This is a genomic window from Microbispora oryzae, from assembly GCF_017896165.1.
Taxonomy (GTDB): Bacteria; Actinomycetota; Actinomycetes; order Streptosporangiales; family Streptosporangiaceae; genus Microbispora; species Microbispora oryzae.
The window spans coordinates 1-22,256 of the sequence record NZ_JAFCNB010000005.1 but is presented as its reverse complement, the minus strand read 5'-3'; the positions used below and the strand labels follow the sequence as shown (position 1 = coordinate 22,256).

At 71.1% G+C, this 22,256-nt stretch carries 22 protein-coding genes and 2 riboswitches; of the genes, 18 read left to right on the top strand and 4 right to left on the bottom strand.

Going from position 1 to position 22,256, the window contains the following annotated elements; all coding sequences use genetic code 11:
- The 6 genes from folE to JOL79_RS10750 all read left to right on the top strand — a co-directional run bounded on the left by folE (nt 1) and on the right by JOL79_RS10750 (nt 3,437).
- Nucleotides 1–585, top strand: a complete 585-nt coding sequence (folE, locus tag JOL79_RS10775; RefSeq protein ID WP_210155610.1) for a GTP cyclohydrolase I FolE — start codon at nt 1–3, stop codon at nt 583–585.
- A gap of 170 nt (nt 586–755) precedes the next feature.
- The gene (gene folP / locus JOL79_RS10770) at nt 756–1,625 is read left to right on the top strand and encodes a dihydropteroate synthase (protein WP_230984632.1); all 870 of its coding nucleotides are present in this window, start codon (nt 756–758) and stop codon (nt 1,623–1,625) included.
- A gap of 5 nt (nt 1,626–1,630) precedes the next feature.
- A complete protein-coding gene (locus tag JOL79_RS10765) occupies nt 1,631–2,074 on the top strand; it encodes a nuclear transport factor 2 family protein (RefSeq protein WP_230984659.1) in 444 nt (147 codons plus the stop codon).
- Nucleotides 2,075–2,115: 41 nt separating this feature from the next.
- A complete protein-coding gene (gene folB / locus JOL79_RS10760; RefSeq protein ID WP_210155609.1) occupies nt 2,116–2,478 on the top strand; it encodes a dihydroneopterin aldolase in 363 nt (120 codons plus the stop codon).
- Nucleotides 2,475–2,975, top strand: coding sequence for a 2-amino-4-hydroxy-6-hydroxymethyldihydropteridine diphosphokinase (folK, locus tag JOL79_RS10755; protein WP_210155608.1), 501 nt, complete (start codon nt 2,475–2,477; stop codon nt 2,973–2,975). Before folB ends, folK begins: the two co-directional genes overlap by 4 nt.
- A 12-nt stretch (nt 2,976–2,987) precedes the next feature.
- A complete protein-coding gene (locus JOL79_RS10750) occupies nt 2,988–3,437 on the top strand; it encodes a DUF3180 domain-containing protein (protein ID WP_210155607.1) in 450 nt (149 codons plus the stop codon).
- Nucleotides 3,438–3,465: 28 nt separating this feature from the next.
- On the opposite strand, the gene JOL79_RS10745 is transcribed toward JOL79_RS10750, so the two are convergent.
- The gene (locus JOL79_RS10745; protein WP_210155606.1) at nt 3,466–4,647 is read right to left on the bottom strand and encodes an NADH-quinone oxidoreductase subunit D; all 1,182 of its coding nucleotides are present in this window, start codon (nt 4,645–4,647) and stop codon (nt 3,466–3,468) included.
- 85 nt (nt 4,648–4,732) lie between these two features.
- Complete coding sequence (locus tag JOL79_RS10740; protein ID WP_210155605.1) at nt 4,733–6,016, bottom strand: aminotransferase class V-fold PLP-dependent enzyme; 1,284 nt, start codon at nt 6,014–6,016, stop codon at nt 4,733–4,735.
- Between the two features lie 49 nt (nt 6,017–6,065).
- Nucleotides 6,066–6,181: riboswitch (SAM riboswitch) on the bottom strand.
- 105 nt (nt 6,182–6,286) lie between these two features.
- Here JOL79_RS10740 and JOL79_RS10735 point away from each other — a divergent pair.
- Nucleotides 6,287–7,486 carry a cytochrome P450 gene (locus tag JOL79_RS10735; protein ID WP_210155604.1) on the top strand — a complete coding sequence of 400 codons (1,200 nt, stop codon included), beginning with the start codon at nt 6,287–6,289 and terminating at the stop codon, nt 7,484–7,486.
- A 15-nt stretch (nt 7,487–7,501) separates the two neighbouring features.
- On the opposite strand, the gene JOL79_RS10730 is transcribed toward JOL79_RS10735, so the two are convergent.
- On the bottom strand, nt 7,502–8,467 hold the full coding sequence (locus tag JOL79_RS10730) for an SAM-dependent methyltransferase (RefSeq protein WP_210155603.1): 966 nt from the start codon (nt 8,465–8,467) through the stop codon (nt 7,502–7,504).
- A 160-nt stretch (nt 8,468–8,627) separates the two neighbouring features.
- On the opposite strand from JOL79_RS10730, the gene JOL79_RS10725 reads away from it, so the two are divergent.
- From JOL79_RS10725 to JOL79_RS10700, 6 genes are all read left to right on the top strand, one after another.
- Nucleotides 8,628–9,518, top strand: a complete 891-nt coding sequence (locus JOL79_RS10725) for a Rossmann-like and DUF2520 domain-containing protein (RefSeq protein WP_210155602.1) — start codon at nt 8,628–8,630, stop codon at nt 9,516–9,518.
- Nucleotides 9,509–10,354, top strand: coding sequence for a pantoate--beta-alanine ligase (panC, locus tag JOL79_RS10720; protein WP_210155601.1), 846 nt, complete (start codon nt 9,509–9,511; stop codon nt 10,352–10,354). Before JOL79_RS10725 ends, panC begins: the two co-directional genes overlap by 10 nt.
- A 71-nt stretch (nt 10,355–10,425) precedes the next feature.
- Nucleotides 10,426–12,957: an L-aspartate oxidase gene (locus JOL79_RS10715; RefSeq protein ID WP_210155600.1), complete on the top strand. Its 2,532-nt coding sequence runs from the start codon at nt 10,426–10,428 to the stop codon at nt 12,955–12,957.
- Between the two features lie 50 nt (nt 12,958–13,007).
- Nucleotides 13,008–13,790 carry a type III pantothenate kinase gene (locus JOL79_RS10710; protein WP_210155599.1) on the top strand — a complete coding sequence of 261 codons (783 nt, stop codon included), beginning with the start codon at nt 13,008–13,010 and terminating at the stop codon, nt 13,788–13,790.
- A gap of 60 nt (nt 13,791–13,850) precedes the next feature.
- Nucleotides 13,851–15,536 carry a lysine--tRNA ligase gene (lysS, locus tag JOL79_RS10705; protein WP_230984631.1) on the top strand — a complete coding sequence of 562 codons (1,686 nt, stop codon included), beginning with the start codon at nt 13,851–13,853 and terminating at the stop codon, nt 15,534–15,536.
- A 230-nt stretch (nt 15,537–15,766) separates the two neighbouring features.
- Nucleotides 15,767–16,015 carry a helix-turn-helix domain-containing protein gene (locus JOL79_RS10700; RefSeq protein ID WP_230984630.1) on the top strand — a complete coding sequence of 83 codons (249 nt, stop codon included), beginning with the start codon at nt 15,767–15,769 and terminating at the stop codon, nt 16,013–16,015.
- A gap of 180 nt (nt 16,016–16,195) precedes the next feature.
- Here JOL79_RS10700 and JOL79_RS35400 read toward each other — a convergent pair whose 3' ends face one another.
- Nucleotides 16,196–17,248 (bottom strand): C40 family peptidase, encoded by a 1,053-nt coding sequence (locus JOL79_RS35400; RefSeq protein ID WP_307848479.1) that lies wholly within the window; start codon nt 17,246–17,248, stop codon nt 16,196–16,198.
- A gap of 76 nt (nt 17,249–17,324) precedes the next feature.
- A riboswitch (cyclic di-AMP (ydaO/yuaA leader) is annotated at nt 17,325–17,470 on the bottom strand.
- Nucleotides 17,471–17,851: 381 nt separating this feature from the next.
- Between JOL79_RS35400 and JOL79_RS10690 the strand changes: the two genes are divergently transcribed.
- The 5 genes from JOL79_RS10690 to JOL79_RS10670 all read left to right on the top strand — a co-directional run.
- Nucleotides 17,852–18,403 (top strand): amino-acid N-acetyltransferase, encoded by a 552-nt coding sequence (locus tag JOL79_RS10690; protein ID WP_210155598.1) that lies wholly within the window; start codon nt 17,852–17,854, stop codon nt 18,401–18,403.
- A 114-nt stretch (nt 18,404–18,517) separates the two neighbouring features.
- The gene (locus tag JOL79_RS35395) at nt 18,518–20,227 is read left to right on the top strand and encodes an RDD family protein (protein WP_210155597.1); all 1,710 of its coding nucleotides are present in this window, start codon (nt 18,518–18,520) and stop codon (nt 20,225–20,227) included.
- Between the two features lie 48 nt (nt 20,228–20,275).
- Nucleotides 20,276–20,995 carry an RDD family protein gene (locus JOL79_RS34965; protein WP_307848502.1) on the top strand — a complete coding sequence of 240 codons (720 nt, stop codon included), beginning with the start codon at nt 20,276–20,278 and terminating at the stop codon, nt 20,993–20,995.
- Between the two features lie 523 nt (nt 20,996–21,518).
- The gene (locus tag JOL79_RS10675; RefSeq protein WP_210155595.1) at nt 21,519–21,869 is read left to right on the top strand and encodes a histone-like nucleoid-structuring protein Lsr2; all 351 of its coding nucleotides are present in this window, start codon (nt 21,519–21,521) and stop codon (nt 21,867–21,869) included.
- Nucleotides 21,870–22,129: 260 nt separating this feature from the next.
- Nucleotides 22,130–22,256, top strand: a 127-nt coding sequence (locus tag JOL79_RS10670; protein WP_146605600.1) for a Clp protease N-terminal domain-containing protein, incomplete at its 3' end; no start/stop codon positions are given.

The window sequence follows — 22,256 nt, the reverse complement described above, 5'->3', positions numbered from 1 at the left end:
GTGGCTCTGCCGCCCCCCGGCTTCGACCACGACCGGATCGAGAAGGCCGTCCGTGAGATCCTCGTCGCGATCGGGGAAGATCCCGATCGCGACGGGCTCCGGGACACGCCCGCTCGGGTGGCCCGTTCGTTCGCCGAGCAGTTCGCGGGCCTCGGGCAGCGACCCGAAGACGCGCTCACCACGATGTTCGACTCCGACCACGACGAGATGGTGCTGGTCAGGGACATCGAGGTGATGTCCACCTGTGAGCACCACCTGCTGCCGTTCCACGGCGTCGCGCACATCGGCTACACCCCGAACGACAAGGGGCAGATCACCGGCCTGTCCAAGCTGGCCAGGCTGGTGGAGGTCTACGCCCGCCGCCCGCAGGTGCAGGAGCGGATGACCTCCCAGATCGCCGACGGCCTCATGCGGGTGCTCGAACCGCGCGGGGTGATCGTCGTCATCGAGGCCGAGCACATGTGCATGACCATGCGGGGAGTGCGCAAGCCGGGAGCCAAGACGATCACTTCGGCGGTCCGCGGCGACTTCCGGACGAGCGAGGCCACCCGGGCCGAGGCGATGGCGCTCATCCTCCGTGGCTGAGCTGGGGAGCACGGCGGGGCGGGGCCTGCGATCGTTATCACACGGGCACACCCCTCGGGGCCGATCGCGGCCCGCCAGCCCCTAGGCTTGACTGCATCGATCGAAACGAGTGGGCCGATAGACACACTGACCGCCGTCATCCGCCGACGAGCCGCGGGCGAGGAGGGGGAATGACCACACGGAACGTCCCCGGGATGCCGCAGCCCGGGCGATGCCTGGTCATGGGCGTGGTCAACGTCACTCCCGACTCGTTCTCCGACGGCGGGCAGTGGTTCGACCCCGACGACGCCGTACGGCACGGTCTCGCCCTGGTGGCCGAGGGCGCCGACATCGTCGACGTGGGCGGGGAGTCGACCCGTCCGGGGGCCGCGCGGGTCTCCCTGGAAGAGGAGCTGCGCCGGGTCGTCCCGGTGATCCGCTCGCTGGCCCAGGAGGGCGTCACGGTCAGCGTCGACACGATGCGCGCCGAGGTGGCCGAGGCCGCCGTCGAGGCCGGTGCCCGGCTCGTCAACGACGTGAGCGGCGGCCTGGCCGATCCTGTCATGCCGCGGGTCGTGGCCGCCTCGGGCGTGCCGTACGTCGTCATGCACTGGCGCGGGCACAGCAGCGACATGGACAGCCGGGCCATCTACGCCGACGTGGTGACCGAGGTGAGCGAGGAGTTGCGCAAGCGCGTCGACTCCGTCCTCGCCGAAGGGGTGCGGGAGGAGCAGATCGTGCTCGATCCCGGGCTCGGGTTCTCCAAGCACGCCGAGCACAACTGGGCGCTGCTGGCCGGAATCGGCGCGCTCGACGGCCTCGGGCGGCCGTTGCTCGTCGGGGCGTCGCGCAAGCGTTTCCTCGGCCGCCTGCTCGCCGGACCGGACGGCACGCCCCGGCCGTTCGGCGGGAGCGACGACGCGACCGTGGCCGTCACCGCGCTGGCCGCCGCGGCGGGCGCGTGGTGCGTACGGGTGCACACGGTGAGGCCGAACGCCGACGCCGTGCGGGTGGCCGCCGCCTGGCGGACGGCCACTGGACGACACGACGAGAGCCGGTGAACGAGATGCCGACAGGGACGCCGATGAAGGACATCGAGGAGCTCAACCAGGCGTTCTACAACGCCATCGAGAGCGGCGACCTCGACAAGATGTCGGAGATCTGGATCGAGGACGGCGGTGGCCGTACCGCCATGTGCGTCCACCCGGGCTGGCCGATGCTGAGCGGGCGCTCGGAGGTGCTCCGCTCCTGGGCGTTGATCATGGCGAACACGCCGTACATCCAGTTCGTGCTGACCGACGTGCAGACCGCCGTGTTGGGCGACGTCGCGGTCCTCACGTGCGCGGAGAACATCCTCACGGCCGCCGACACCGACGAGCCGGGTTTCGCGGCCGGCCGGGTGGTCGCATCGAGCACCTACCTGCGGACTCCGTCCGGGTGGCGGCTGTGGCTCTACCACGGCTCGCCGGTCCTCCAGAGCGACGACGAGGAGGACGAGGAGGAGGAGTAGGCGGTGCGCGTGATGGTCCGGGAGTCCTGCGGGGAGGTTTCGTGAGCGACAGCGTGCGGCTGACGGGGTTGCGGGCGCGCGGGCGGCACGGCTGCCTGCCCGCCGAGCGGGAGCTGGGACAGGAGTTCGTCGTCGATGTGACGCTGTTCCTCGACACCGCCCCGGCCGCGGCCGGTGACGATCTGGCCAAGACGGCCGACTACGGCGCGCTGGCGGTGGAGTTGGCGGCGATCGTCGAGGGGGAGCCGGTCAACTTGATCGAGACGCTGGCGGAGCGCCTCGCGGCGGCCTGCCTGGCCCACGAGGTGGTGGACGAGGCGGAAGTCAGCGTGCACAAGCCGGCCGCGCCGATCCCGCTTCCGTTCGACGACGTGGTGGTGACGGTCAGAAGGGGTCGCGCATGAGGGCGGTGCTCGCGCTCGGGAGCAATCTCGGCCGCCGGATCGACCACCTCCAGGGCGCCGTCGACGCCCTCTTCGACGCCCCCGGCCTGACGTTCGTGGCGGTGTCACCGGTGTACGAGACCGATCCGGTGGGCGGCCCCGAGCAGGGGCCGTACCTGAACGCGGTGGTGATCGCCGACGGCGTGCACGACGCGCGGACCCTGCTCGACCGCGCGCAGAGCATCGAGAACGCCTTCGGCCGGGAACGGATCGAGCGATGGGGGCCGCGGACCCTCGACGTCGACCTGATCGCGGTCGGCGATCTCAGGTCGGACGACCCCGAGCTCACGCTGCCTCACCCCAGGGCCCACGAGAGGGCGTTCGTCCTGGTGCCGTGGGTGCGGGCTGACCCGGACGCGGTGCTGCCCGGACGGGGCTCCGTGGCGGCCCTGCTGGCCGAGGTCGACCAGCGCGGGGTCCGGCCGCGGACCGACCTCTCGCTCGTACCGCCCGCCTGACGAGGAGCCGCAGTGAAGCCCAGCAGTCCCGGCGTGCTCGTCGGCGTGGTGGTGGTGGCCGCGGTCGCCACCTGGGCGCTGCTCCAGCAGGCCTACTCCGTCCTGCCGACCGTGCCGTGGAGCGCGATCCCCACCACCTTGTTGCTCGCGGTCGGCGAGGGGTACACGGGCTGGCTCACCCGGGCGCGGATCCAGCGCAGGCCTGACACCAAGCCGATCGACCCGCTGGCCGTCGCCCGGCTGGCCGCGCTGGCCAAGGCCACCGCGTACACCGGGGCGGCGTTCGCCGGGGTGTTCGCCGGTTTCGTGCTGCGCGTGATCAACCTGCTCGACCTGCCCAAGCCCCGGCAGGACGCCATCATCGCGGGCGGGTCGTTCCTCTCCTGCGTGATCCTGATCTGTGCGGCGCTCATCCTGGAGTACTGCTGCCGCGTGCCGAGACGGCCGGAGGACGAGGACTGACCCGTCCCGCGCCCTACTTGTCGATGTCCTACTTGTCGATGTCGCCGACGACGAAGAACATCGAGCCGAGGATCGCGACCAGGTCGGGGACGCGGTTTCCGGGCAGCAGCTCGCGCAGCACCTGCACGTTGTTGAAGGACGCACTGCGCAGCTTGAGCCGCCACGGCGTCTTCTCGCCCCTCGACACCAGGTAGTAGCCGTTGAGGCCGAGCGGGCTCTCCGTCCAGGCGTACGTGTGTCCCTCCGGCACCTTGAGGATCTTGGGCAGGCGCTGGTTGATCGGGCCGGGGGGCAGGTGCCTGAGCCGTTCGACGCACGCGTCGGCCAGGTCGAGGGAGACCTTGATCTGGTCGAGCAACACCTGGAAGCGGGCGGCGCAGTCGCCCTCCGCGCGGGTGACGACCTTCACCGGCAGCTCGCCGTACGCGAGGTAGGGCTCGTCGCGCCGCAGGTCGAGGTCGAGCCCGGAGGCGCGGGCGACCGGCCCGCTGACGCCGTACTGCATGATCGTCTCACGGTCGAGGACGCCGACCCCGCGGGTGCGGGCGAGGAAGACCTCATCACCCGTGATCACCTGTTCGATGCCGGGCAGGTGGCGCCGCACGCCGGCGACGGCGCCCGCGACCCGGCCGAGCCAGCCGAGCGGCAGGTCCTCCTTCAGCCCGCCCACCCGGTTGAACATGTAGTGCATCCGTCCGCCGGAGATCTCCTCCATGACGCGCTGCAGCGTCTCCCGATCTTCGAAGGCGGAGACGGCCGGGGCGATCGCGCCCAGCTCCAGCGGATAGGACCCGAGGAACATGAGGTGGTTGAGCACCCGGTTGAGCTCCGCGAGCAGGGTGCGGGCCCAGACCGCCCGCACCGGGACCTCCATACCCAGCAGCCGCTCGACGGCGAGCACGACGCCCAGCTCGTTCGCGAACGCCGACAGCCAGTCGTGCCGGTTCGCCAGCATCACGATCTGCCGGTAGTCGCGGACCTCGAACAGCTTCTCCGCGCCGCGGTGCATGTAGCCGACGATCGGCTCGGCCGACACGATGCGCTCCCCGTCCAGGACGAGGCGCAGCCGAAGCACCCCGTGGGTGGACGGGTGCTGCGGGCCGATGTTGAGGACCAGATCCTCGGCGTCCCCGGCGTCCGGCCCGCGCGTCCCGACGTGGCCCGCCCCCGCGCCGATGCCGGCCACCAGCTCCCGCGGCGTCTCGCTCATACGGCCATGTTTTCACGCCGTGCGGCACGGCGAAGCGGCGTCGTCCCCCGCGCGAGCAGGTGAACGGCGGGCGCCGCCGGGCGTCTCATTCCGCCGCGATGCTCCGGAGGGCCGCCACGAGGCGGTCGACGTGCTCCTCGGTCGAGCCGAGGCCGATCGACGCGCGGACCGCCCCGCCGTCCGCGCAGCCGCCGTCGTCGATCCCGAGCAGGTGCCGGACGAACGGGTGGGCGCAGAACTTGCCGTCGCGGACGCCGATGCCGTAGCGCGTCGACAGCAGCTCGGCGACCTCGCGGGCCGTGCGGCCCTCGACGGTGAACGACACGATGCCGACGCGCGGGTGGTCGGGCCCCCACAGGGACAGCTCGCGCACCCCCGGGATGGCGGTGAGGCCCGCCCGCAGCCGGGCGAGCAGGCGCTCCTCCGCGCGGATGATCGGCGTCCAGCCGGTGGCGCCGAGGGCGTCGCAGGCGGCGGCGAGGGCGATGGCGCCGAGCACGTTGGGCGTGCCCGCCTCATGCCTGGCCTGCGGGTCGTCGCTCCACTCGGCCTCCTCGCGGACGGCCGTGACCGCCCCGCCCCCGCGCAGGTACGGCTCGGCCTCGGCCAGCCAGTCCGGACGGCCGATCAGGGCGCCCGTGCCGAAGGGAGCGTAGAGCTTGTGGCCGGAGAACGCGACGTAGTCGAGGTCGAGCGCGCCGAGGTTGAGCCGCCGGTGCGGCACGAGCTGGGCCGCGTCGACGGCGATCCGGGCGCCGTGCCGGTGGGCGATGTGCGCGAGCCCGGCGATCGGCCAGACCTCGCCGGTGACGTTGGAGACCGCGGTGACCACGAGCAGGGCGGGGCCCTCGACGGCGGCCAGCGCCTCGTCGGCGGCGCGGATCGCCTCGCCGGGGAAGGCGGGCGGGGCCAGCCGTACGGCCTTGGGCCAGGGCAGCAGCGAGGCGTGGTGCTCGGTGTCGAAGACCACGACGGTCGTGCCCTCGGGCAGGCAGCGGGCCAGCAGGTTCATCGCGTCCGTGGTGTTGCGGGTGAAGATCAGCGCGTCGTCCGGGCGGGCGCCGGCGAAGGCCCGCACCGTGTGCCTGGCCTGCTTATACCTCGCGGTCGTGAGCTGCGAGGCGTAGCCCGCTCCCCGGTGGACGCTGGAGTAGGCCGGGAGCGCGGCGGCGACGGCGGCGCTCACCGGCTCAAGACAGGGCGCGCTCGCCGCGTAGTCGAGATTGGCGTACTGGACCAGCTCGCCGCCCCTGACGGGGACCTCCAGGTCGGCTCCCACGACCGCGGGCACGACCGCGGGGATCCGGGCGCCGGGCGTGGCGACGGGGGATGCGGCAGGACGGGTGATGGGGGACGTGACGACGGACAACGCCGGACCTCCTTGGAGTCAGGGACCCGGCCGAGGCGTCGTACGGCGGAGCCCGCGCTTGCCCGGCACACGTCGTGCCGGACCCGGTGCTCACCCGGGGCACCCCGCCGCGAGCGCGAGGGTTGCCGGCCAGCGAGCCGGGGCTTGGCGCTGGCACTCATCACCTGGGCCGCACTATAACCCGGCGACACGTCCCGTTGGCAAATCCCCAGGTCGCGCGGCCGGCCGGTTGCGGTGGCCGCCCGGGGCCCCACTCCGTAAGGTGTCTTTGTGAGGTTTGACCCCTGGAATCCCGAGTTCGTCGCCCACCCCTACGACGCGTACCGCGAGCTGCGCGACACGGCGCCGGTGAGCTTCTTCGAGCCGACCGGCCAGTGGCTGGTCGCCCGGCACGCCGACGTCAACGCCCTGCTGCGCGACCGGCGGCTGGGCCGCTCCTACCTGCACGCGGCGTCGCACGAGGAGTTCGGCCGACAGCCGGAACCGGAGTTCCAGGAGCCCTTCTGGCGGGTGATCAGAGCGGGCATGCTGGACGTCGAGCCACCGGTGCACACCCGGCTCCGGCGGCTGGTGTCCAAGGCGTTCACCCCGCGCATGGTCGAGTCGCTCCGCCCCCGGGTCAGGAAGATCGCGACCGGGCTGGCCGAGGGCCTGGCCGAGCGGGGCGGCGGCGACCTGCTCTCCCTCGTGGCCGAACCGCTGCCGGTGACCGTGATCGCCGAGATGCTGGGCGTGCCGGAGGCCGACCGCCACCTGCTGCGCCCCTGGTCGGCCGACATCTGCGGGATGTACGAGCTCAACCCTTCGGCCGAGGTCCAGCACACGGCCGTCAGGGCGGCCGGCGAGTTCTCCGGCTATCTGCGTGAGCTGGCCCGCCATCGCCGTGATCACCCGGGCGACGACATGATCTCCGCGCTGGCCCAGGTGGCCGACGAGGGCGACCGCCTGACCGAGGACGAACTGATCGGCACCTGCGTGCTGCTGCTCAACGCCGGACACGAGGCCACGGTCAACGTCACGGGCAACGGCTGGTGGGCCCTGTTCCGCAACCCGGCCCAGCTCGAACGGCTGCGGGCCGATCCCGGCCTGCTTCCCAGGGCCGTGGAGGAGCTGATGCGCTGGGACACTCCCCTGCAGATGTTCGAGCGGTGGGTGCTGGAGGACGTCGAGATCGGCGGCGTGACCGTGCCCCGGGGGAAGGAGGTGGCCCTGCTGTTCGGCTCGGCCAACCGCGACCCCGAGGTTTTCGAGGATCCCGACCGTCTCGACGTGGCGCGGCATGACAATCCGCACATCTCCTTCGGGGCGGGCATCCACTTCTGCCTGGGGGCGCCGCTGGCCCGGGTGGAGCTGATCGAGTCGTTCGGCGCCCTCTTGCGGGCCGCGCCCTCCCTGGAGTTGGCCGAGGAGCCGTCCTGGAAGCCCGGTTACGTCATCAGGGGCCTGCGGACGCTCCAGGTCACCGTCTGAGTCGGACATCCCAGGTCACAGCCTGAGCTGGGCCAGCCAGCCGAAATCCCCGAGTCCCGCGGGGTCGATCAGCTCGGCCTCCTGCGAGGCGCGGCCCAGCGCGCGCACGTACTCCGCCGGGTCGGTGCCCGCGAGGGCGAGCGGCGGCCGTGCGCCGGTCACCCCGAGCTCGCGCAGCGCCTCCCGCTGGGTCGTGAGCCGGGTCTCGGTCGCGCCGGCCCGCTCGCCCGCGGCGGCGCACGCGTCCAGCGCGACGTGGGCGGTGATGTCGCACGACCCGTCGGGTACGGCGGGCACGACGGCGCCGCCGCGAAATCCCGTCAGCGTCCCGAACGGCGGGCGGTGCCCGGCGCGATGCGCGTAGTCGGCCGTGACCGCCGTGCCCCGCACGAGGCGTCCGATCACGCCGGCCCATGCCTCGTCGCGCGGGCGGCCGATCTCGGCCCGCTCGCCCGGGTGGCGCAGCGGCCACCAGCGTTCGAGCCAGGCCAGGTCGCCCGGCTCGGGCTCCGGGCCCGGACGTTCGTCGCCGGTCGACGGATCCACCAGCACCAGCCGGGGGCCCGACGGGGTGAGCTCGGCCACGTCGAGCGGGATGTCGTCCAGCCACTCGTTGGCGAACACCAGGCCGGTCACCCGTTCGGGGAGCTCCGCGGCCCAGGTCACGCGCGGGTCGACGCCCGCGGGCCGGGAGGAGAGGTCCACCGCCGTGACCCGCAGCCGCTCCGCGAGGTCCGGTGGGGCGGCGGCCAGCACCCGGGACGCCAGCAGGCCGTCGCCGCTGCCGAGGTCGACCAGGTCGATCGCCGGAGGACGGCCGAGCGACGCGTCGGTCCGCCGCAGCAGCCGGAGCACGGCGCCGGCGAACGCGGGCCCGGCGTGCACCGAGGTGCGGAAGTGTCCGGCCGGTCGTTCCCGCAGGTAGAAGCCGTCGGGTCCGTAGAGAGCCCGCTGGACGGCGGCGCGCCAGGTGAGCCACACAGCGCCTCACGTTACCCAGACGGCGTGGGCCAGACGAAAACTAGGCACATTCGTACTCGTGCCTCAACATAGGCCACAGAGAAACGGGACAAAATTCGACCGTTGGCCCGCGGCCGGGCCGGCGATCGGCACGGCGCTACTCTGGGCGAGGGGAGGCGTCATGGAGACTAGTGACCGCCCGGCGCGGCTCGCCGTCGGCGTGCTCGGAGCGGGTCGGGTCGGTTCCGTGCTCGGAGCCGCGCTGACGCTCGCGGGCCATCGGGTGGTGGCGGCGAGCGGGGTTTCCGACGCCTCGGAGCGGCGTGCGGCCGAGCGTCTCGGCGTCCGGCTCAGCCGGCCCGACGAGGTGATCAGCCGCTCGGAGCTGGTGCTGCTCACCGTGCCCGACGACGTGCTGCCCGGCTTGGTGGCGGGTCTCGCCGCCACCGGCGCCAACCTGCGGGACAAGCTGCTCGCCCATACCAGCGGGGCGTACGGCCTGACCGTGCTCGACCCGGCGGCGGAGCTCGGCGCGCTCCCGCTCGCGCTTCACCCGGTGATGACGTTCACCGGCAGGGACGACGACCTGACCAAGCTCAACGGGTGCTCCTTCGGCGTGACCGCGCCCACGCTGCTCCGCCCGGTGGCCGAGGCCCTGGTGATCGAGATGGGTGGGGAGCCGGTCTGGATCGCCGACCGTGACCGGGCCCTCTATCACGCCGCCCTGGCCGGCGCCGCGAATCACATGGTCACACTGATCGCGGAGTCTCAGGAACTGCTGGCCAGGATCGGCGTCGAGCATCCGGGCCGGATGCTCGGCCCGCTGCTCGGCGCCGCCCTCGACAACGCGCTGCGCCTCGGCATCAGCGGGCTGACCGGACCCGTCGTACGCGGCGACGCCGGCACCGTGCGCAGGCACGTGGACGCGCTGATCCTGGCCGCCCCCGAGGCCGCGGACGCCTACGTGGCACTCGCCAGGCTCACGGCCGACCGGGCTCTGGCGGCCGGGCTGCTCAAACCCGAGGCGGCCGAGCGCCTCCTGGACGCGTTGGGAGGCAATATTTGGACCTGATCGTCGCCGCCGACCGGGCGGAGCTCGCCAAGGCGCGAGACGGGCTCGGCGGCCGCATCGCCCTCGTCCCCACGATGGGCGCCCTCCACGAAGGACATCGGTCACTGATCAGGCTCGCCCGCGAGCGGGCCGATCACGTCGTGGTGAGCGTGTTCGTCAATCCTCTGCAGTTCGCCCCCGAGGAGGACTTCTCCCGCTACCCGCGCACCTTCGAGGCCGACCTCGCCGCCTGCGCGGAGGAGGGCGTGAGCGTGGTGTTCGCCCCGTCGGCCGCCGAGATGTACCTGCCCGACCGGCAGGTGAGCCTCTCGTCGGGTCATATGGGCACGGTCGTGGAGGGCGCGTTCCGCTCCGGCCACTTCGACGGGGTGCTGACGGTGGTGCTCAAGCTGCTCAACCTCGTCCGTCCCGACGTCGCGGTCTTCGGGCAGAAGGACGCCCAGCAGCTCGCCCTCATCCGCCGGATGGTCACCGACCTCGACGTGCCTGTCGAGATCGTCGGCGGGCCGACCCTGCGGGAGCCGGACGGGCTGGCCCTGTCGAGCCGCAACAGGTACCTGTCCGCCGGCGATCGCGCCACCGCGCTGTCCCTGTCGGCGGCGCTGCGAGCCGGACGGTCGCAGGACAGCGGCGACGCGGTTCTCCGGGCCGCCGGCGCCGTCCTGGACGAGGCCGCCGGGCTCGACCCGCCACTGCGGCTCGACTATCTCGTCCTGGTCGATCCGGCCACGTTCGAGCCGGTGGGAGAGGGGTACCGCGGCGAGGCCATCCTCGCGGTCGCCGCGAGGGTGGGCGCGACCCGCCTGATCGACAACGTGTTCGTGACTCTTTCCTGAGGAATTGAGGGGGTGGGCGCGGGTCCATACGCGCGAGGGGTTATCGTCATAATGACGAAAGGGGACCCCTCATGGTCGCGATTCCGAGAAGGCTCACGGCCCCCGCTCCTGGATGGGGCGTGGACGCGGACGTCGTCGTGGTCGGATCCGGGATCGCCGGCCTGACGGTCGCGCTCCGGTACGTCCAGCTCGCCCCGGACGGCAGGGTCCTCGTCGTCACCAAGGACGTCCTGTCCGCCGGGTCCACCCGCTGGGCGCAGGGCGGGATCGCCGCCGTGCTCGACCCCGAGGACACCCCCGACGAGCATTTGCGGGACACGCTCCTGGCCGGGGCCGGGCTCTGCGACGAGGACGCCGTACGGGTCCTGGTGACCGAGGGCCCCGACGCGCTGAAGCGGCTGATCGGCCACGGCGCCGAATTCGACCGGGACGGCGACGGGGCGCTCCAGCTCACCCGCGAGGGCGGGCATCGCCGCAACCGGATCGTCCACGCGGGCGGCGACGCGACCGGCGCCGAGGTGCAGCGTGCGCTCGTCCAGGCCGTGCTGGCCGAGCCGCGGATCGAGGTCGTCGAACACGCCCTCGCCCTCGACCTGCTCCTCGACGACGCAGGCAGGGCCCGCGGCGTCACCCTCCACGTCATGGGCGAGGGCGCGCGCGACGGGGTCGGCGCCGTCCACGCAGGCGCGGTGGTCCTCGCCAGCGGCGGCATGGGCCAGGTCTATGCGGCGACCACCAATCCCGTCGTGTCCACCGGCGACGGCGTGGCGCTCGCGCTGCGCGCGGGGGCCGTGGTCCGCGACATCGAGTTCGTCCAGTTCCACCCCACCGTCCTGTGGCTCGGCGAGGATTCGACCGGTCAGCAGCCGCTCGTGTCGGAGGCCGTACGCGGCGAAGGCGCCGTGCTGATCGACGCGGCGGGCGAGCGGTTCATGAACGGCGTCCACGAGCTGGCCGACCTGGCCCCCCGCGACATCGTCGCCAAGGCCATCATGCGGAGGATGCGGGAGACCGGCGCCGACCACGTGTTCCTCGACGCCCGGCACTTCGGCGAGGACAAATGGCGGGCCAGGTTCCCCACCATCCTCGCGGTCTGCCGGGAGCACGGCATCGACCCGGTCACCGAGCCGATCCCGGTGGCGCCCGCCGCCCACTACGCCAGCGGCGGCGTCCGCACCGACCTGTCCGGCCGCACGACCGTCCCCGGTCTGTACGCGTGCGGGGAGGTGGCGTGCACAGGCGTCCACGGGGCCAACCGGCTCGCCTCCAACTCGCTGCTCGAAGGGCTCGTCTTCGGTGAGCGCATCGCCGCGGGCCTGGCGGCCGGCGACCTCACGCCGGGGGAACCGGGGCCGGACACCCGTCCGGACGGCCTGGTCGACCCGCGGACCCGTTCCCGGATCCAGACCCACATGAGCCGCGGAGCCGGCGTGCTGCGGGGCGACCGCAGCCTGGCCGCCGTCGCCCGCGCCCTCACCGACGCCCGCTGGACGCCGGTCGCCGTCGAGCCCTGCACCGAGTCGTGGGAGGCGACCAACCTCCTCACCGTCGCGTCCGCGCTGGTCGCCGCCGCCGCGGAGCGCACCGAGACCAGAGGCTCCCACTGGCGTGAGGATCACCCCGAGCGCGACGACGAGCGCTGGAGCCTGCACATCGACATCGCTCTGACATCGGAAGGACTGGTCATGCGGCACGAGGCCCACGAGTCCGGCGCCCTCCCGGGCGAGCTGCCCGCCGCGCTGCGGGCCGAGCTCACGGAGGCCGGGCTCGACCCCGACGACCTGCTCCGCCTCATCCGCGTCGCCCTGGAGGAAGACCTCGCGGGAGGGCTCGACGTCACCTCCGCCGCCACGATCCCCGCCGGGCAGGCCGCGGCCGGTGACCTGGTCGCCCGCAGGTCCGGCGTCGTGGCCGGGCTGCCCGTGGCCGAGGCCGTCTTCCGCCAGGCGGGCGCGGCGATCGAGGTCGAGCGGCACGCGCGGGACGGCGACCGGGTGCGCGCCGGCGAGGTCCTGATGACCGTCCGGGGGACGACGCGCGACCTGCTCACGCTGGAGCGTACGGCCCTCAACCTGCTCACCCACCTGTCGGGCGTGGCCACGGCCACCCGCCGCTGGGCCGACGCGGTCGAGGGCACCCGCGCGCGGGTCCGCGACACCCGCAAGACGCTGCCCGGCCTGCGCGCCCTGGAGAAGTACGCGGTGCGGTGCGGCGGCGGGGTCAACCACCGGATGGGCCTGCACGACGCCGCGCTGATCAAGGACAACCACGTGGTGGCCGCCGGAGGCGTGGCGGCGGCCTTCCGCGCCGTACGGGACGCCTTCCCCGGCTTGCCCATCGAGGTCGAGGTGGACCGGATCGACCAGATCGAGCCGGTGCTGGCCGAGGGCGCCGAGGAGATCCTGCTCGACAACTTCACGGTCGAGCAGCTCGCCGAGGCCGTCCACCTCGTCGCGGGCCGGGCCCGGCTGGAGTCGAGCGGCGGGCTCACCCTTGAGGACGCCCGGGCGGTGGCCGCGACCGGGGTCGACTACCTGGCGGTGGGCGCGCTGACGCACTCGGCCCCGGTCCTCGACGTCGGCCTCGACCTGCGTGGCGAATGAGTCCCCCGGAGCGAAGATCGCAGGTCCCCGCGCTGGTGCATAATCGGGGGATGCTGCTCACCATCGACGTCAGCAACACCCACACGGTGCTTGGCCTGTTCGAGGGTGAAGAGGTGATCGAGCACTGGCGGATCGCCACCGATCCCCGCCGTACGGCGGACGAGATCGCGGTCGTGCTCCAGGGCCTGCTCGCGCAGTCGCCGATCGTGAAGGACGCCGACATCGGCGGCATCGCGATCTGCTCCACCGTCCCGTCGGTGCTCAACGAGATCAGGGAGATGTCCCGGCGCTACTACGGGGACGTCGCGGCCGTCGTGGTCGAGCCGGGGGTGCGAACGGGCGTCCCGGTGCGCATGGACAACCCCAAAGAAGTCGGCAGCGACCGCATCGTCAACGCGCTGGCCGCCGCGACCCTGTACGGCGGGCCCTGCGTGATCGTCGACTTCGGCACGGCGACGTCGTTCGACGCCGTGTCGTCCCGCGGCGAATATGTCGGGGCGGTCACGGCCCCGGGGCTGGAGATCTCGGTGGACGCCCTGGCCACCGCCGGGGCCCAGCTCCACAAGGTCGAACTCGTGCGCCCACGATCGGTGATCGCCAAAAACACCGTCGAGGCGCTCCAGTCCGGCATCATCTACGGCTTCGCGGGGCTGGTCGACGGCATCGTCGACCGGATGACGGCCGAGCTGGCCGCCGACCCCGACGAGGTGACCGTGGTGGCCACCGGCCCCGGCGCTCCGCTCGTCGTCGACGAGGCCCGGACGATCGACGTTCACGAGCCCTGGCTCACCCTGATCGGCCTCCGGCTCGTCTACGCGCGCAACACGGCCTGAAGCACTCCCTCGGGTACGGGACCATAGAAGGCAGGATCCCGCTGAGAGAGGACTGCCGTGATGGACGCCGACTGGGTGGCGCGTTTCGCTGATGAGGTCATCGCCGAGGCCGATCGGCGCGCGCCGGGCAAACCCATCGTCTGCGCGTCGGGACTCAGCCCCTCCGGGCCGATCCACCTGGGCAACCTCCGTGAGGTGATGACCCCGCACCTGGTGGCCGACGAGATCAGGCGCCGCGGGGTGGAGTGTGTGCACATCGTCTCGTGGGACGACTTCGACCGCTATCGGAAGGTCCCCGTCGGCATCGACCCGTCGTGGGCCGAGCACATCGGCAAGCCGCTGACCTCGGTCCCGGCGCCGGCCGGGAGCCCGTACCCCAACTGGGCCGAGCACTTCAAGGCCCCGATGGCCGCCGCTCTGGCCGAGATGGGCGTGGAGTTCCACCCCATCAGCCAGACGCGGATGTACACCTCGGGCGCGTACCGCGAGCAGGTGCTCCTCGCCATGCGCGAGCGCAAGCGGATCGACGCGATCCTCGACCAGTACCGCACCAAGGCCAAGGCCAAGGCGCAGAAGGTGGAGGACGCCGACGAGGCGGCGGCGCTGGAGGGCTCGGGCGCGGCCGGTGAGGACGACGGCTCCGGGGCGGGCGGCTACTACCCGTACCGGCCCTACTGCTCGGCCTGCGGACGCGACCTCACCACGGTCACCGCGTACGACGACGCCACCACCCAGCTGACCTACACCTGCGCCTGCGGCCACACCGAGACCGTGCTGCTGTCGGAGCACACCAACGGCAAGCTGGTGTGGAAGGTCGACTGGCCGATGCGCTGGGCCTACGAGGGCGTGGTGTTCGAGCCGTCCGGCGTCGACCACAGCTCGCCGGGATCGTCGTTCGTCGTCGGCGGGCAGATCGTGCGGGAGGTGTTCGGCGCCGCCCAGCCGATCGGGCCGATGTACGCCTTCGTCGGCATCAGCGGCATGGCCAAGATGAGCAGCTCCAGGGGTGGCGTGCCCACCCCGGCGGACGCGCTGTCGATCATGGAGCCCGCGCTGCTGCGCTGGCTGTACGCCCGGCGGCGGCCCAACCAGTCGTTCAAGGTCTCCTTCGATCAGGAGATCCAGCGCATGTACGACGAGTGGGACACGCTGACGAGGAAGATCGGCGACGGCACGGCGCTGCCGGCCGACCAGGCGGCGTACCGCCGGGCCTCCAGCACGGCCGCGGGCGCGCTGCCGGAGACCCCGCGCCGCCTGCCGTACCGGACCCTCGCGTCGGTCGTGGACATCACGACCGGCCACGAGGAGCAGACGCTGCGGATCCTGCGCGAGTTCGACCACGACATCGCCGGGCTCGACGAGCTGAGGCCGCGGCTCGACAAGGCCCAGCACTGGGTGACCACGTACGTCCCGGCGGAGGAGCGCACCCAGGTCAGGGAGAAGCCCGACGCCGAGCTGCTGGCGAGCCTCGGCGAGACCGAGCGCGCGTCGCTGCGGCTGCTGGCCGAGGGTCTCGACGAGCACTGGTCGCTCGACGGACTGACCACGCTCCTGTACGGCGTGCCGAAGGTCCAGGCCGGGCTCGACATGACCGCGAAGGCCGCGACGCCGGAGCTCAAGGCGGCGCAGCGCGCGTTCTTCGCGCTGCTCTACCGGCTGCTGGTCGGCCGTGACACCGGCCCCCGGCTGCCCACGCTGCTCCTGGCCGTCGGCCGCGACCGGGTGCGCGCGCTGCTGTCCGCCTGACGCCCGCGGCTCATCGGATCCCGGCCCGTGCTCCTGGGCGGGCCGGGATCCGCTGCCGCCGGGCCGCTCCGATGACCCGCTTGACGACCCGCTCGATGAGCCGTTCCGCCCGGCCGTCGCGGGCGAGGTGACATGGGCCTGATATTGGCAATGCTTGACGACATTCGACGCAGGCGTTTACTTTCCTGGAGGGGTCAGCCGATCAATCATCGTCGTGGGGAGGGGAGACGATGAGCGTTCCCGACGTGATCTACCGGGGTGACGACCTCGCCTCGGACCCAGATCGTGCCGGTCTGACGGATGACGACCTGCTGCTGCTCGCCGAGCTCGCCAAGGGAGTGACGGCCGATCGCGTCGGTCGCACGCTCGACGTGAGCGGCCGGACCGTACGCAGACGTCTGCGGTGCATCTGCGACCGCATCGGCGTGGCGACCGCCATCGAGGCGGTCGCCTGGGCCGCGCGGCGCCGTCTTATCTGAGGGCCGTTTTATCTGAGGGCCGTCTCGGCTGGGGACGGCCGCCGCCCGCGCTGGAGCGGTCGGCCGAGGGTCTCAGCCGGCACAGTCCGGCTCCGGCCGCCGCGGCTCGTCGCCAGCCCGTCGGCGGCGGTTCGGCCCGGCCGGCCGGTCGGCCCGACCGGTTCAGTCGGTTCAGTCGGTTCAGTCAGCGATGCGGACGCCGCCCGCGAACGGCCGGTTGCCCATCTTCGCCACGCGGACGACGTCTCCGGTGTGCGGGGCGTGGACCATGTAGCCCCCGCCGATGTAGATGCCCACGTGGTGCAGGTCGCCGTAGAAGAAGACGAGGTCGCCCGGCCGCAGGTCGTCCTTGCTGGCGAGGTGGGTGCCGGCGGTCCACTGGTCGCCCGTGTAGTGGGGCAGGCTGATACCCACGTGCTGGTAGGCCGCCAAGACCAGGCCGGAGCAGTCGAAGGAACTCGGCCCGGCCGCGCCCCAGACGTACGGCTTCATCTGCTGGGACAGCGCCCAGCGCGCCGCCTCGGCGGCCTTGCCGTCGCCGACGATCGGGAACGAGATCCGGGTCGCCCGGCCCACCCCGACGCTGCCGGCGACCTTGCTGTAAAGGTTGCTCTCGGCCCGCTTGACCAGCTTCTCGATCTTGGTGCGGCGGCCATCCAGGCTGCTGAGGAGCTTCTTCACCTCACTCTGGCGGGCGGTGGCGCTCGCCTTGGCCCGGGCGGCCGCCTCCATCGCCTTGGAGACCTCGGCCACCTCCTCGCCCTGCTGCTGCTCCAGCGCGTAGGTGGTGGACGCCTGGTCGAGGTACGCGCTGGGGTCGCCGCCGCCTCCGCTGACCAGAGCCAGGGCCGAGCCGAGGCCGCCCGTCATGTAGGAGTTCTGGGCGAAGAGGCTGGCCTTCTGGCGGCGGGCCGTGAGCTCGTCTTCGCTCTTCGCGAGGGTCTTCTTGGCGAGTTCCGCGGAGCGCTGGGCCGCCGACAGCCGGACCCGCTCACCGTTGTACTGCTCGGTGAGGGTCTCGATCTCGCTGTAGAGGCGTTCGACCTCGGCGGACAACTGCTTGAGGCTCGGTTTCGGGTCGGCGGTCGCGGAGACCACCGGGGCGCCGAAGGTGATCGCGGTCAGCGCGACGCCGACGAGGGTCAGACGGCGGACGACCGGTCCCACCGTGACGACGAGCGGGCGCCGGTCCCGGGCGTGCCTGCCCACGGGCCGTCCTCCACGCTTGCGCAACCAAGCTCCTCTCCTATGTCGTGCCGCGGGTGCGTCCGGTGACACGGATGTCACGCGGGCCCACGGCACAGCCGGGCGCCTACCGGGTTAGCTGACGGGTTCGGGCCGGAGCAGCCCTACCTCTCGGATTCACCCCTTGCCGATCTCGTCGGACGGGCCGACCGATCTGCGTGGTTGGGTCCCCGGCTCCCCGCCGCACGGGGATGCGTCGGGGACTCGGCGAGCCGCTCGCCGGGACTGCTCCCGTCGAACGGCATCGACGCTGGACACTAATGCACCACGGGTTGTTGCTCAACCAGAACTCTCAATCCCGTCTAGGTTGCACAACCGAATGATCACGAGGAGGTCACGGCATTTCGCTGCGATTGTCCTACATCTACGTGGGTTTGGGAGTCTCTGTGGACGGTAGATCCACGATCGGCGCAGGTCCAGGAATGGGCAAAAGTTGTCAAAACTAACCGGGGTCCGATCGTCGCCTCTCGTGTCATCACGCTCACAGCGAGTCATGGCACGGTGTTGCGAGTGATTTTTGGGCCTGCCCGTTATTGCCGTGACACAGGTGTCACGGCGCGACGGCCTCGCTCCCGATTAGGCTGACCGGTCATGGAACAGGTCGCGGAGCAGGCGCACGCGGAGGGCGGCCCACCGGCGGCGGTGCGCCGGGCCAGGACGCCGGACGTCCGCGCCATCCGCCGTCTCGTCGACGCCTACTCGGGCGCGGGCCCCCGCCTGCTGGAGAAGAGCACGGTCACTCTCTACGAGGACGTCCAGGAGTTCTGGGTGGCCGAGGCCGGCGGTGAGGTCGTCGGGTGCGGTGCGCTCCACGTGCTGTGGGAAGACCTGGCGGAGATCCGCACCGTGGCGGTCGATCCGGTCATGCGCGGCAGGGGAGTGGGGCACGGGATCGTCGCCTCGCTGATCGACGCCGCCCGGGAGCTGGGTGTGCGGCGGGTTTTCTGCCTGACCTTCGAAGTGGAGTTCTTCGGCCGGCACGGGTTCGTGCCGATCCAGGGCACACCCGTCTCGCCCGAGGTGTACGCCGAGCTGCTCGCCTCCTATGACGAGGGCGTCGCCGAATTTCTAGATCTTGAACACGTGAAGCCCAACACGCTGGGCAACACGCGCATGCTCCTCCAGCTGGCCCCGCGATCTTGACATTGATCGTTTGTTTCCGCAAAGGTGACTGTTGATACGCCTGTCGCTACTTTGAGCAATATCAGCGTGTGCTGGTGACGTGCGGCGCATGCGTTTCGGAAACGAGGTGACACGGTGAGCGGACAGCCACCGTACCCCCAGGACGATTCGGACGGCACGCCATCGCCGCCTTCTGAGCCTGGGTACCCCACAGAGAGCTCCCCCAGCGACTACGACCCCGAAGCCACCATCGTCGGCCCCCGGCCGGACCAGCAGACGGGCCCCCAGCCGTACGGCGCCCCGCAGTACGGGCAGCAGCAGTATGGCCAGCAGCAGTACGGCCAGCAGTACGGCCAGCAGCAGTACGGGCAGGGCTACGGTCAGACCCAGCCGGGGCAGGCGCAACCTGGGCAGGCGCAGCCGGGATACGGCCAGAGCGCGCAGGAGTACGGTCAGCAGCCGTCGCCGGGACAGGCCGAGCAGAGCTATGGCCAGCAGGCTTATGGCCAGCAGGGTTACGGCCAGCCCGGCTATGGCGAGCGGGGGCAGCAGGGCCAGCAGGGATATGGCCAGCCCGGTTACGGCCAGGCTCAGCAGCCGGGCCAGCCGGGCCAGGGGCAGGGGCAGGGCTACGGTCAGACCGGCCCGCAGTCATATGGACAGCAGTCACAGGGACAGCAGCCATATGGCCAGTCGTATGGCCAGTCATATGGACAGCCCTCCTACGCACCGCCGGCCGGTCAGCCGGAATATGGCCAACAGGGCTACGGGCAGGCGTATGGCCAGCCCGAGGCCGGCCAAACGTACGGCCAGCCGGGCACGCCCCAGGGTTACGGCCAGCAGGGTTACGGCCAGCAGGGTTATGGCGAGCAGGCGCAGCAGGGCTACGGCCAGCCCGGTTATGGCGAGCAGGCGCAGCAGGGTTACGGCCACCCCGGTTATGGCGAGCCCGGTTATGGCCAGGCTCAGCAGCCGGGCCAGCCGGGCCAGGGGCAGGGCTACGGTCAGACCGGTCCGCAGTCATATGGACAGCAGCCATATGGGCAGTCGTACGGGCAGCAGCCCACCCACGGGCAGCCCACTCACGGGCAGCAGGGCTATGGCCAACAGGAATATGGTCAGCCCGGCTACGGCCAGCAGGGACCTGGGCAGCAGGGACAGGCGCAGCAGGGGTACGGCCAGCAGGCATACGGCCAGCCCGCCTATGGGCAGGGGTACGGTCAGCCCGGCTACGGACAGGGCGCGCAGGGAGCCGGCCAGGCCGGCTACGGCCAGCCCGGATATCCCGCGGCGGCCGCCTACAACCAGCCCGGTACGTCGACCCCGCCCCCCGGAGCTCCCGCTCCCCTCGCGGAGTGGTGGCAGCGGCTCCTCGCGAGGCTTGTCGACGGCATCATTCTGGGCATCCCGCTGTACATCATCCAGCGGATCATCAACGACGCGGTGATCGACCCGGGCGGCTACGACCTGACGACGGGGACGGTCACGCTGCCGAGTGGCATCTTCCTCGCCGGTCTGCTGATCGCCCTCGTGACGGGCGCCCTCTTCATCGCCTACGAGTTCCTGCTGCTGCGAATGCGCGGTCAGACGCTCGGAAAGATGATTCTTGGGATCAAGGTGACCGCCGTCGGGGGCGCGCTCTCCCCCGAGGGCCTGCCCGTCGACGTCGCCGGCAAGCGGGCGGGGGTGCTGGCGGGTCCGCAGTTGTTGAGCTGGATCCCGTTGCTGGGCGTGGTTTTCAACCTATTCACTGTGGTGAACGTGCTCTGGCTCCTGTGGGATCGGCCGTTGTCCCAGGCTCTGCACGACAAGGTGGCCGGGACCGTGGTGGTCAAGGTCAAGTAGTGCCACAAAGCGGGGTGGGTGGAACGGACCATCGGCCCCGCTTTTCGTATGTTCACGCCAATCAGTCGGATAGGTGGGTGGACGGGGGGAAATCTGCCCTGCCGGACCGCCCGAGGTGCGATGCTTGGCCGGCGCATGTACGACGCAACACCCCGAGAGGTGACAATGAGCACGCAGCCTCCCTACGGCGAGAATCCATACGGCTCCACCCCGCCGCCCCCGCCCGGGGGTTATCCGCCTCCGGGTGGTTATCCGCCTCCGGGTGGATATGGTGCCCCGCAGGATCCATATGGCGTCCCGCAGGGTTCTTATGGCGGGCCGCAGGGCGCACCCGTTCCTCCCGGCGTTCCGGGGACCCTCGCGCAATGGTGGGAGCGGTGGGCCGCCCGGGTCATCGACACGATCATCTTCTTGATCGTCTCGTCGATCCTGTCCTCCTTCCTGCCGACTTTCCTTGCCGCCCTCATCGGTTACGTGGCATATGCCGCGTATGACTACGCACTCCACAGCAAGGACGGCCAGACCGTCGGCAAGAAGGTTCTGAAGATCAAGGTCGTCCCGCTGAGCGGGGTGGTGGATTCCTCGGCCCTGATGAAGCGAGCGGTGCTTTATCCGGGGGTGCTGGCTCTCAGCGGGCTGCCGATCCTGAACTTGATCATCTACGTCTTCGTCGTGGTGATCGGAATTCTGATCATCACCGACAAGCCCCTTCACCAGGGACTTCACGACAAGGCGGCCGGGACCGTCGTGGTGAAGTTGCCGGGCTGAGGCCGGGTAGCGGATGCCCCTCGATCGGGGCGAAAGGGGTGGGGCGGCGCTTCGGCGACCGCCCCACTTGGCATTCTGAGTAGGATTTCATGTGCATCCGGTAAGCCCGCTGGAGAGACCGGGATTCCGTTCGCCCAGCTGGGGTACCCCGGAAGACGAGCCGAGTCCGTCCCGGCGCTAAGGTCGTAGCAGGCCCCGCTGCAGCGCAGAAGTAGCTGGCTGGCGGGCCCTGTCCCCAGAAATTACGTGGGCGTCACGAATGACACCCCCGGCTCGAGCGAGGCAGAATGACAGAGGTATTGTCCGCCTTGGTGCCTTCCGTGGCCGTGGCGGGAGCGGTCGTCTACGGCATCGTAAAGTTGGTACGTTCCGACGCCGCCGGGCTGCGACCCGCTCGCGAGCCACGTGAGAAGTCAGCGGACGCAGAGGTTCCTGAGAATCCGCAAGCTTGAATTGTCAACCAGCGAAACTGGGTATATGTTTGGCTGACGAATCAAACTATGCTCCTCGAAAGGATTGCCGGATGGCCAAGCACACGCAGGTGATTCTCATCGACGATCTCGATGGCGGTGAGGCCAATGAGACGGTCACCTTCGGGATTGACGGCACGTCATATGAGATTGACCTGAGCGACGGCAACGCCAAGCGGCTTCGCGAGGCTCTGTCGCCTTTCGTCGGCAGCGCGCGGCGGGCCGAATCGACTCAGGCGCGCGGACGTCGTCGTGGTGGCGGCGGCGGTGGCGGTGGACAGCGGGCCATGAGCCGCGAGAAGAGCGCCGAGATCCGCGCCTGGGCCAAGTCTCACGGTCACCCCGTCAGCGAGCGGGGTCGTATTGCCGCCTCGATCGTCGAGGCGTACGAGGCGGCGCACTAAGTACGCCCTTGATCGTGCGGTTATGCCGGTCGTCGGACGATCTGACGATCGCATAGCCGCGCGATTTCATTCCAGGCCCTTAAAACCTCGTTCGCTTCCGGCGTACCGGGAACATGTCAGCCCCGGCAGGGGGTTGGATAGAGCGTGAACGCCCTGCTCCAGGGGAACGCCGGAGGAGTGGTCGTTGGGTCAGGGCTAGCATGCGGAACGACGAGCCGGATCGCCCAGGTTCGCCTGACCGCTCTGTGAGGAGCGACGAGATGTTCGAGAGGTTCACCGACCGTGCGCGGCGGGTTGTGGTCCTGGCTCAGGAAGAGGCCCGGATGCTCAATCACAACTACATCGGTACGGAGCACATTCTTCTTGGTCTGATCCATGAGGGTGAGG

Bases quoted from the DNA above. Each gene is read 5' to 3' on its own strand.
- folP (WP_230984632.1), top strand. From the start codon at position 756: ATGACCACACGGAACGTCCCCGGGATGCCGCAGCCCGGGCGATGCCTG.
- JOL79_RS10765 (WP_230984659.1), top strand. From the start codon at position 1,631: ATGCCGACAGGGACGCCGATGAAGGACATCGAGGAGCTCAACCAGGCG.
- folK (WP_210155608.1), top strand. From the start codon at position 2,475: ATGAGGGCGGTGCTCGCGCTCGGGAGCAATCTCGGCCGCCGGATCGAC.
- JOL79_RS10745 (WP_210155606.1), bottom strand. From the start codon at position 4,647: ATGAGCGAGACGCCGCGGGAGCTGGTGGCCGGCATCGGCGCGGGGGCG.
- JOL79_RS10725 (WP_210155602.1), top strand. From the start codon at position 8,628: ATGGAGACTAGTGACCGCCCGGCGCGGCTCGCCGTCGGCGTGCTCGGA.
- JOL79_RS10715 (WP_210155600.1), top strand. From the start codon at position 10,426: ATGGTCGCGATTCCGAGAAGGCTCACGGCCCCCGCTCCTGGATGGGGC.
- JOL79_RS10710 (WP_210155599.1), top strand. From the start codon at position 13,008: ATGCTGCTCACCATCGACGTCAGCAACACCCACACGGTGCTTGGCCTG.
- lysS (WP_230984631.1), top strand. From the start codon at position 13,851: ATGGACGCCGACTGGGTGGCGCGTTTCGCTGATGAGGTCATCGCCGAG.
- JOL79_RS10700 (WP_230984630.1), top strand. From the start codon at position 15,767: ATGAGCGTTCCCGACGTGATCTACCGGGGTGACGACCTCGCCTCGGAC.
- JOL79_RS10690 (WP_210155598.1), top strand. From the start codon at position 17,852: ATGGAACAGGTCGCGGAGCAGGCGCACGCGGAGGGCGGCCCACCGGCG.
- JOL79_RS34965 (WP_307848502.1), top strand. From the start codon at position 20,276: ATGTTCACGCCAATCAGTCGGATAGGTGGGTGGACGGGGGGAAATCTG.
- JOL79_RS10675 (WP_210155595.1), top strand. From the start codon at position 21,519: ATGGCCAAGCACACGCAGGTGATTCTCATCGACGATCTCGATGGCGGT.